This is a genomic window from Caballeronia arvi, from assembly GCF_001544695.2.
In the GTDB taxonomy this organism is placed as follows: domain Bacteria; phylum Pseudomonadota; class Gammaproteobacteria; order Burkholderiales; family Burkholderiaceae; genus Caballeronia; species Caballeronia arvi.
This window is the reverse complement of sequence record NZ_FCOM02000125.1, coordinates 1-8,451: the sequence shown is the minus strand read 5'-3', so window position 1 is coordinate 8,451 and position 8,451 is coordinate 1. Positions and strand designations below refer to the sequence as shown.

The 8,451-nt window shown below is 57.9% G+C and carries 8 protein-coding genes and 1 pseudogene; 6 read left to right on the top strand and 3 right to left on the bottom strand.

Features of this window, described 5'->3' with window-relative positions; genetic code table 11:
• Window positions 1–23 precede the first annotated feature (23 nt).
• The 3 genes and pseudogenes from AWB74_RS48940 to AWB74_RS48935 all read right to left on the bottom strand — a co-directional run.
• Window positions 24–1,628 carry a TnsD family Tn7-like transposition protein gene (locus AWB74_RS48940; protein WP_407642550.1) on the bottom strand — a complete coding sequence of 535 codons (1,605 nt, stop codon included), beginning with the start codon at window positions 1,626–1,628 and terminating at the stop codon, window positions 24–26.
• A gap of 142 nt (window positions 1,629–1,770) precedes the next feature.
• Window positions 1,771–3,246: a hypothetical protein gene (locus tag AWB74_RS42815; protein ID WP_061152560.1), complete on the bottom strand. Its 1,476-nt coding sequence runs from the start codon at window positions 3,244–3,246 to the stop codon at window positions 1,771–1,773.
• Window positions 3,247–4,578: 1,332 nt separating this feature from the next.
• Window positions 4,579–4,962 (bottom strand): annotated as a pseudogene (locus AWB74_RS48935) (hypothetical protein); the annotation flags it as partial.
• A 272-nt stretch (window positions 4,963–5,234) separates the two neighbouring features.
• On the opposite strand from AWB74_RS48935, the gene AWB74_RS42810 reads away from it, so the two are divergent.
• The 6 genes from AWB74_RS42810 to AWB74_RS46705 form a co-directional block, all read left to right on the top strand.
• Window positions 5,235–5,741, top strand: coding sequence for a DUF6471 domain-containing protein (locus tag AWB74_RS42810; protein ID WP_143749487.1), 507 nt, complete (start codon window positions 5,235–5,237; stop codon window positions 5,739–5,741).
• 172 nt (window positions 5,742–5,913) lie between these two features.
• Window positions 5,914–6,333: a hypothetical protein gene (locus tag AWB74_RS42805; protein WP_061152558.1), complete on the top strand. Its 420-nt coding sequence runs from the start codon at window positions 5,914–5,916 to the stop codon at window positions 6,331–6,333.
• The gene (locus AWB74_RS48515) at window positions 6,330–6,620 is read left to right on the top strand and encodes a BPSL0761 family protein (protein WP_327363259.1); all 291 of its coding nucleotides are present in this window, start codon (window positions 6,330–6,332) and stop codon (window positions 6,618–6,620) included. Before AWB74_RS42805 ends, AWB74_RS48515 begins: the two co-directional genes overlap by 4 nt.
• A gap of 115 nt (window positions 6,621–6,735) precedes the next feature.
• The gene (locus AWB74_RS42795; protein WP_061152557.1) at window positions 6,736–7,032 is read left to right on the top strand and encodes a hypothetical protein; all 297 of its coding nucleotides are present in this window, start codon (window positions 6,736–6,738) and stop codon (window positions 7,030–7,032) included.
• Window positions 7,022–7,519, top strand: coding sequence for a hypothetical protein (locus AWB74_RS42790; RefSeq protein WP_061152556.1), 498 nt, complete (start codon window positions 7,022–7,024; stop codon window positions 7,517–7,519). Before AWB74_RS42795 ends, AWB74_RS42790 begins: the two co-directional genes overlap by 11 nt.
• A 351-nt stretch (window positions 7,520–7,870) precedes the next feature.
• Window positions 7,871–8,451, top strand: a 581-nt coding sequence (locus AWB74_RS46705) for an HAD domain-containing protein (RefSeq protein ID WP_061152555.1), incomplete at its 3' end; no start/stop codon positions are given.

The following is an 8,451-nucleotide window of genomic DNA, read 5'->3' as shown; positions in this document are numbered from 1 at the left end:
TCGGCAGATCGCATGAGGCTCCTTCAAAAAACGTCACTCCGGTGCGTTTGATGGGGGCTTTTCAACAGCCTGTTAAGTTCTCTCTCGACGGTCGCGGACCGCAGGTTCGCTACCTTGCCGAGTCGCCAAGGGGGCGACGCAAGCCCTGCGGCCAATCGTCTACCTGCCCAGTCCACCCTGTTTGCAATCGCTTGGTCGCGTGATTCGAGCGACGATGTGCTCATGGCCGCTACCTCTGTCGACGCGAGCGCATACTCGGAGATGCCCAGCTTCTGCTGGAGGCGGTATCGAGAACGCCGTAACGGTGGGCGGTCGACTCGACTGCAATCAGTGGCGGCCAAGCCTGCGGCCAAACTTAGTGTCCTCGTGAGCTCTACGGGGGCCTTCGCGCCAGAGCGTCTTGCGGTTCGTTGAGCCCTTGGACTATGGGTCGATAGCCAAGACGGCGCGTTTCTTCTTAGCTGCGCATACGCGGCCGGCGCTTTTGCTCGCAGATTAGTCACGCCGGCATTTGGTGCACGGCGGCATAGTGACAGCCAGTGCCGCTTGGCTACTACAACACGGTTGTTGACAGCTCGACTTCTCGGACTTTGAAGGTCGGGTGACGCTGCCAGGACCCTGTACACAGTCGACACAGAGACTCGCATCGTTTGGGCGACGTCATCGGGCCGGCCTCCCTCCCTGAGGAGGCTTCTCATGGTCTGAAGTTGACTCTCGTCGACGCGTCGCGCGCGCGTAACAACCGAGATGGCTGCAACTCTGCAACGAAGAGACAATCGATGAGGGTCGACGCCGACCTCGCGGGCCACTCGCGTTAGCGAGCCATGCTTCTCCAACAGTTCACGAATGATGCGGTCTTCGGGGAAAGCCGTCGGTCGTCTGGTCCGATTTGTGGCGGTACGTTGCCAGTGCGAGCACTCTTGCGCGAACCACGCGAAGAGAATGCACCATACGGGGTGAAGCGCCCGGTCGGGTCGCGTCAGCGCTCGAAGTGCGCTTTCCACGTTTCCGTGCGAGCTCAGGAGCATCGAAAGCCGCTCGTCCGAGAACGACGATGCGAAGAACAACTGGAACTCTTCTATTAGCCGAATGAGATGGATTCGGCCGCACTCAGCAATCCAACCCGCTTCAGTCAAGGCGTTCACCACGTTGTCCTTTTGATAGCTCACGCCAAAGAGACCATCGTCAACGCAGTCGGCCGTGCGCCCTGCAAACTCGATTGCGTACAGCAACTGATGCCGCGTTGGAGAAGACCGGCATAGCTGGTCGAAGAGCAGCCCCTGCCTACTTGGTGATTCCAGCGGACCACCATGAAGTGCACATACCGTGACAAACGGCGCAACATGATTCCGATGCACATATTCGAATGGGTACCGGTCAGCTGCCGCTCGGCGGCAATCCGCGCAGATGAGGTACTCCCCCTCGGAGGGAGTGAACAGGACGGGCAGTCGGCACAATCTCACCGGTCCTGGTAGTTTGCCCAAGAGTCGCGCGCGCTGTTCGCCCAGACGGTTTTGGGGAAGCCCGCGGCAGTAGTAGTCGAAATGTGTGTGACGTCCTAGAAGGGTTTCGACGCTGCAGTACAAATGACCTATTGATGAATGAAACGCCCTCAAGGAGCTGGGCATACAGTCAAGTCCCGTCTTTCTAGCAAGCAGCTTGCGGCAGAGGTGAGCCAATGAGCTGTTCTCATGCATGCTGCTGACTCGCCGTAGATACGGGTTGACCAGCTCGCCGTCGGGGAAAGCCGGGAGGATGATGAGAGGCAGTTCAGCGGCGCGCACGGGTCTTGGGAGCAACAGTCAAGGTTTGAACGAGCTTGAATTTCTCAGCGGCGTTCGCAGGAAAGTGGTCCATGAACCGAATGAAGTCATGCTCACTGACCCTCTGCTCGGTCTGAGACATGCGAAGGGCGTAGCGAACGTCTTCACAATGAGCGAGTTGCTCCACGAAGACTTCAGTCACGAACTCTTCATCAATCTGTATGTCAGGATTGAAGACAAGCCGCTCGTGAAGTGCCTTGAATCCGGCCGCAAGCCATGCAATGCGGCCAAGGCAAATGCCGTACGTCCATCTGGGCAGGTCCTTCGGCATCGGACGCCTCTCACCGAAGAGGCCCTGTAACCAAAAGAACAGGCAGAAGGACACCCACTCCCCCAACATGACCCGGCGGTCTTCATCATCATCGTCTTCGCCATCTACCTTTCGACTCGCGTCCGGAGGCAGCAAGTCGTCTTGCAGGTCTTCCGGGGGACCGAGTGGGCGGAGGGTCAAGACGCGGCCGCTAAGCGCATTTACTACGCGCGACGGACTCAACGAGGCGCGTCGATGGAATGCCTCCGTGCAGGACAGAAGGACCGGTATTCCATAGGACTTGAGCTTGATTGCGAATGAAAGAATGCTCTCGAAGTCGTCGCCGAGGTGTTCGATATCCGCGCCGTCTAGGATGAAAAGCCCGACGTTCAGCAATATGCACGCGGCAATTGCAGCGTGTTGTGCATGTTGCCGCTCCAGCGACCGGAACATACCCTTCTGCGCCTCAGTCGGGTCCTTGATTTCGGCAATGAACGTGTGCCTCATGGATGCAATGACGTCGTCGACAGAGCGGCATTCCCCCAGCTTGACTGTCAACGTTGGGAAGTACCAGAGAGTTGGGGGGGCGTCTGGCAGATTCGGCTCCACGGAGAAGGGTGGCCCGTACATCGCGCACAGCCTTCGAAGAAAGGCGCTTCGACCGCTATGCTTGACCCCTCGCAACACGAAGCTGCGTCCATCCAAAAGGTCGAAATTCCGTCTGGCCGGTAAGGCTTGTGCCTTGTTCATTACGTAGGGGAGCGCGTACAGAAGGCGCTCATATCTCGGATTCGACCGCTTCAACCTAGCATGCTCTGCCACGGCTGCGGTCACAACAATTGCGAACTGGACGTGTTCTTCCATCACCGTGAAGCCGTCAGCAAATGCGGCCAAGGCGTCAATCTTCTTGTTTTCGCCTGCGAACCAGAGACTTTGGTCTTTGGGCGCACAGCGATTCTGCAGTCGCTTCATCACCCAATCTGGCGACGGCACCTCAATCAATTCCGGCAGCTCGGTTGCAACGTTGAAATAGCGCGCGATTGTCGCCAGAGGGCTCGCATTGGCAAGCTCGTACGGCGAGTGTTTCAATAGCTCGCCTTGAACCGAAGTTACCAATACTTGCCTACTGTCACTCGCTAGGTCTTCCACGTCAGAAAAGCTCGTCTCAGACATAGTCGTTCCGTCCTCCTTTTCGGTGATATGAATAGAGCGAAGCTGCGCTCAGCATCCAAGACGCTCGCGAACAGACAAGCGACGACCTGGCCCGGTGCGATTCCCGTGGGGAGGCTGCGTTGAATCGTGCACCACTCACGAGCGTGATAATGCGGAACTGGATGCGCTGTACTACGGCGGCACATCCTCGGTTAGCAGTCCTTCCGAGCAGCCTTGCGTGTCGTTGTTCAGGTTGCGTTGCGGTCTAAATTCACATTCCGTGTGTGCCGCTGCGATGCTCGTTCCGAGTTGGTCATCGACCGACCGGCGTGAGGTGCGCGTAGCACTCGGATATGCGAACAGCTAGCCCGGGCTAAAAGTCCGTTTGGTCTGACGCCTTGCTCTCTGGACGCGCTCTCGCATCTTGGGCGCCGGCGGGTTTTGGATGGGCCTTGCGCCAATATCTTTCTAAGAACAATGCGTATTGCTGCCGCATGTCGACGACCGGTGATGGAGATTGGTGGCGGATGTACTCAACCAGTGCGGCCTTGATTCGACCGTTCGTGCTGTTGACTCGCTGCTGATTAGCAGGAAGTTGAGGAAGGGTTCTATCGGTCGAGGGCAGCGACGCTTTGCGCCGCTGACCCTTCGACCCGCGGAACCGCGAAGCGTTGGGGTTGCTGGGGTTCATGGGTCTCATTCTCCATTCGACATCAAGCACTTACGGAAGTGCTTGACTTTTCGCCCCCTTAATGAGACCCTACGCGCGCGTAAGCGTGGGGTGCCTCGAAAGGGGTACGCCTCGGCCTGCACGGTTGCACCCGTGCGGGCCACTTTCATTTCTGGGGTACGCCGAGCTTTTTTGTGACGCTCAGCCCTGCCTCTACCTCCCTCCTGTTGGTTTCTCTCATCGACCTCGCCTGTCCGGCGAATCCACCTACGTAAAACAATCTCGGCGCCGACTGATTGGTGCAAGCAAGCGCGCTTTATCCGAACGGACGTTGGCCGGCAAACCCTTGCTAAAGGAGGCCGATGAGCGCGGTCGGAGGCGCTAAGGCCTGTCGTCCTCGGCTAAAACTTTCTGAAAAGCGGTCGCTGCTACTCGACACCATTCTTTTTAGAAAAGGAAGCCTCCCGCGAAACGCTTACTGGGAAAGGCTCCCAGGGCATCTAAAATTTTGATGGACACATCGCCTCTCAAATTTCTCTTGAGATTCCAGAAAATTTTAGATAGACTACATTAACCGCTTCTATGACCCATTGTTTCATGCGTCCTTGGCACCGGATTATCCTCGGTGGGTGAGGTCGCGTCAACGATTTTTTGCACCCATTTCTCAGTGGTGCATTTCTTCGTTAAACCAATCCCCTGAGTTGCTCACCCAAGCTGGCCCAAGCGCTATCTTGAGCACGCCATAGCCCATCTTCAACGATGAATGCATGCTCATGGAGTTGCGTAGGAACGCAGCGGGCGTCGCACTCTACGACCAAGACATCGTCAGGGTCGCGTCTAAAATAATCCCGCTCCAGCAGCCAGCGCCTTGATGTGGGTTCCCGCTTTAGGTCGGGCCCGAGTAGCCTATTTCCAGGGGCCGTCGCTCCCACAACTTTTGACTTGAGCGCGCGAGGTAGGAAGTCGAGCACCCTGCGATAGCCATGCCGGGCTACCCAGCTCGAGTTGAGCACAACCTGAATTTTTTCCTGCGACTCAATCAATCCGCTCAGTCGATGCAGGTGCGCGTCAGGGAAAGCCCCGTTTTGCCGTTGTACTGGTCAGGTACGTGGCCGACGGAAGGAGAACGCCTTCCACTGCCAGATAGAGCACACTCGGACTTGCCATAACCCACCTCTGTAGTGCAAGGCGACGTTCCCGAATCCTTTAGAATGTCGAGTACGAGTGAGGCGGCCGGAGGCTGTGGAATTGTTCGACTTTTGCCGGTCGATTTGAGCGTGAGATATTTATCTCAACTTCAAAATAGTTCGTCCTTCGTCGAAACGCAAAGGAATTTTTCGTGAGCGAAGCCGATTCTCCGTGGGCGCGGCTTGCCTGCCGTATCGTACGGGTCGCGATGGCGCGCAAAGAGTGCACCTATTCGTCGCTCGTGCAGTTCCTTGCGAGCGATGGCGTCGAGGATACCGAGCGCAGTCTAGTGCTGCGCATCAACCGCGGCAGCCTTCGCCTGAGTTCTTGGTTGCACATCCTCACGCTCATGTCTGCCACTGTCCCTGAGCTGTGGCGTTCGAGCTTACCTGCGCGAGCCGACTGGCCGGGCGCCGCGCGCGATGTCGTCCTTGTTGAACTCAAAGAGGGTGGCGTTACCGAACTGTCAGCACTCACGGAGCAGCTAGCCAGGCTCGGAACGACCATCACCGAGGAGGCTCTTGAGAGCCACATCATGACGGGCACAATATCACTGGCCCTGTTTCTGCAGCTGCTGTTTATCGTACGCTCTCACTCCCTTGAGCGGTACGTCGATTTCTCCGACATCCTCAAGACGGCTGATAAGGCGATGGCCTGACCGGAAACCGGTCCTTGACGCGCTGTCAATATCGACTATTCTTTGAGATAAATATCTCACCACCTAGGCGCCGAAAAGTAGAACGATAGCGTGCGCCGCCCTCCCGCCTAATGGCGTGCGACGTCCATCAGCGACGCCGACCGCTGCCATTGCTTTTTCGCCGGAGGCAGCAATGCCCATCTGGTCCACACTGCCGGTCACGCTCGAGCCGGAAATCTGCTTGGAATCGTGGTGCGTCATCGAGACTGAGCCAGAGCGTGGTCAGCGACACCTCCTTGGTATCAGGACCGACACGCTCGATGCGCGCATATCGTCCGAACTCGTCGATTTCGACGTGGAGACGCTGCTCGCACACACATCGACCGGTCGCGCATATCGGCTCGTCGGGCCGCCAGGTTGGACCGTCAACGCACAGTACGTTCTTCTTAGCTGGTGCCAGCGACACAGCGTGCGCGAAATTTCCGATGCCACGACGGAATATCTCGCTCACATCAGAGACGTGGAGGAATACTTCCGGTGCCGAGACGTCACGCTTTCAACGGCCAACGAACTTCGATTGCCGGCTCCGCTGTTTAGAGGGCACCGGATATGACCCAGCCTTACGAAAGAACTAAGGCCCTCACCGACACGCGACGCCTCCTCGAGACTCTTCACGAGTCGGAACAGCCACTGATGTGGGCCTTAGTCCGCACCGCTGCTGCCAGCGCACTGCGCCACTATCCGAACGACGACGACGTCGCCGCTTCAGCGGCCGCGCTACCTTCCCTGTGGGCATCGCCTCCAGCCCAGCAAACATTCGCGGCGAAGGCTGATTGCAATCAGGAGGTTCGTAACCTCACGGGCAAGCTCCGGCTTGTTGAGTTCAAACCGCCTCGCTGACGCCATGACTCATACGCCACTCGCCGGTCGACCGCGTCCGACCTCGATTTTTTTAACTCAGGCCCGTGCGCTCTTGCTGCCAAGGTGGCGTGAGCTGCCTCCTGCCGCAAGCGCTATGCACGCCCATGACTGCATTCGCTTTTCCTGTTGTGCGACGGCCCATAACATCGGCGTCGAGCTGGCCCCCTTCGACTACGACAACGCGCAAGCCGTCGAGGCCTGCTTGCTTGCAGCGCAAGCGTCGCTGGTGGACATCGACAGGGCGCTCGCCCTCTGCGATTGGTACCAATTCAGCGCTCTGCCGGAGCCACCTCCTTGTGGCCAAGACGAGCTTTGGCGCATCGCGGGGCGAGTCTACGTGGGTGCGGTGCGCCTCAATTCTCAAGTGAAGGAGAGCCGTCGTGGCGACTAGACCCATCCATGAGTACGCCGATGACCTGTCACCGACAGATGAGTCCGAAGGTGACGTAGACGATGAAGACGATATCGACGTCCCGCTGGTCGTCGTCGACATCTTTCAAGGCGGCGTCAGCGACGCGTTTCCGGGTTCTCTTTCCATTTGCAAGGTGGAAGACTCGACGGGAATCCGCCGGACAGGTCAACTTGGACTGCTCGGAAAGGCCGCCTCGCTGCTCGCCTCGTGTTCAAGGAAAATCATTGAGGTACCGCTCCGGGACGGAACGATGACAGCTACAGTCGCGCGCTTTCAACGCGGAGTGCCATTCCCCCTTTACCGAGTCGATATGGCCGCAGACAACGGATTCCTGTTTGCAACCCTGCATCCAATTGACGGAAGCCCACAAAGCCTGCGCCGAGCACGAGTCCTGATGGAAGACCATGACGACGTCATACGCTTGCTCGAGCGAGTCCTGCGCGTCTTCGCGACCACACAACTGTGACAGGCCCGCGTGCCTGACCGCAACTCAGCGAGGCCGAGATGACGGTGGAGGTTCACATGCCCTTAGTGACGCTTGGAGTTCTGCCGCTCGGATGTGCCGAACGACGGAAAACTGTCGGAGAGATGCGCATCATCAATTCTGATGGCAATGCGGCCTACGGCAACTACTCAATCGAGCTCAAAGAAAACCGAGCTAAGTCGGGTAGAACGTTCAGCGTAATTGCCTATCCGAGGCACGCAGGCAGCACCTGGGACTTGGTCGCAAGGGCCAAAACCACCCGTGGCGGCATAGCGAAGACTGGCGATGATACAGGGCTTCCGTTGCCTGGTTGTAACAACATAGGTAAGCCCGATGCACGAGAGTCCGCCAAACTTCGGCCCTGACGTCGACGCGCCTCCGCCACGATACCGGGGCGGGAGAGTCATCTTTCTCGATTTCGATGGTTGCGTCCACCCATCCGAAGTCTATTGGAGACGCGGCATTGGGCCGTTTCTCTTCAACTGCCCCGGGCACGCATTGTTCGAAAACGTCGACCTTATAGCGAGCGAGCTGGCGCCATATCCCGACGTCCGCATTGTGCTGTCCACGAGCTGGGTCGTACGGTACCGCGGCAGTGTGCGCCGTCTTGCTGACAAACTCGGTCCCTCGCTATCTCGAAGGGTCGTTGGGGCGACGTACCATTCCCGCATGCACGAACTGGAGTTTCGACAGATGTCACGCGGTCAGCAAATTTGGGCGGATGTCGTTCGTCGAAGACCCGAAAGTTGGATTGCGCTTGATGACGACGACCTTGCATGGCCCCTGTGGTGCAGGACCCGGCTCATAAAGACCGACCCGATGCTTGGTATCGCTGAGTATTCCACGGCAAAACGAACGCGAATTCCACGGCAAAGCGAACACGAATTCCACGGCAAAGCGAACGCCGATTCCAC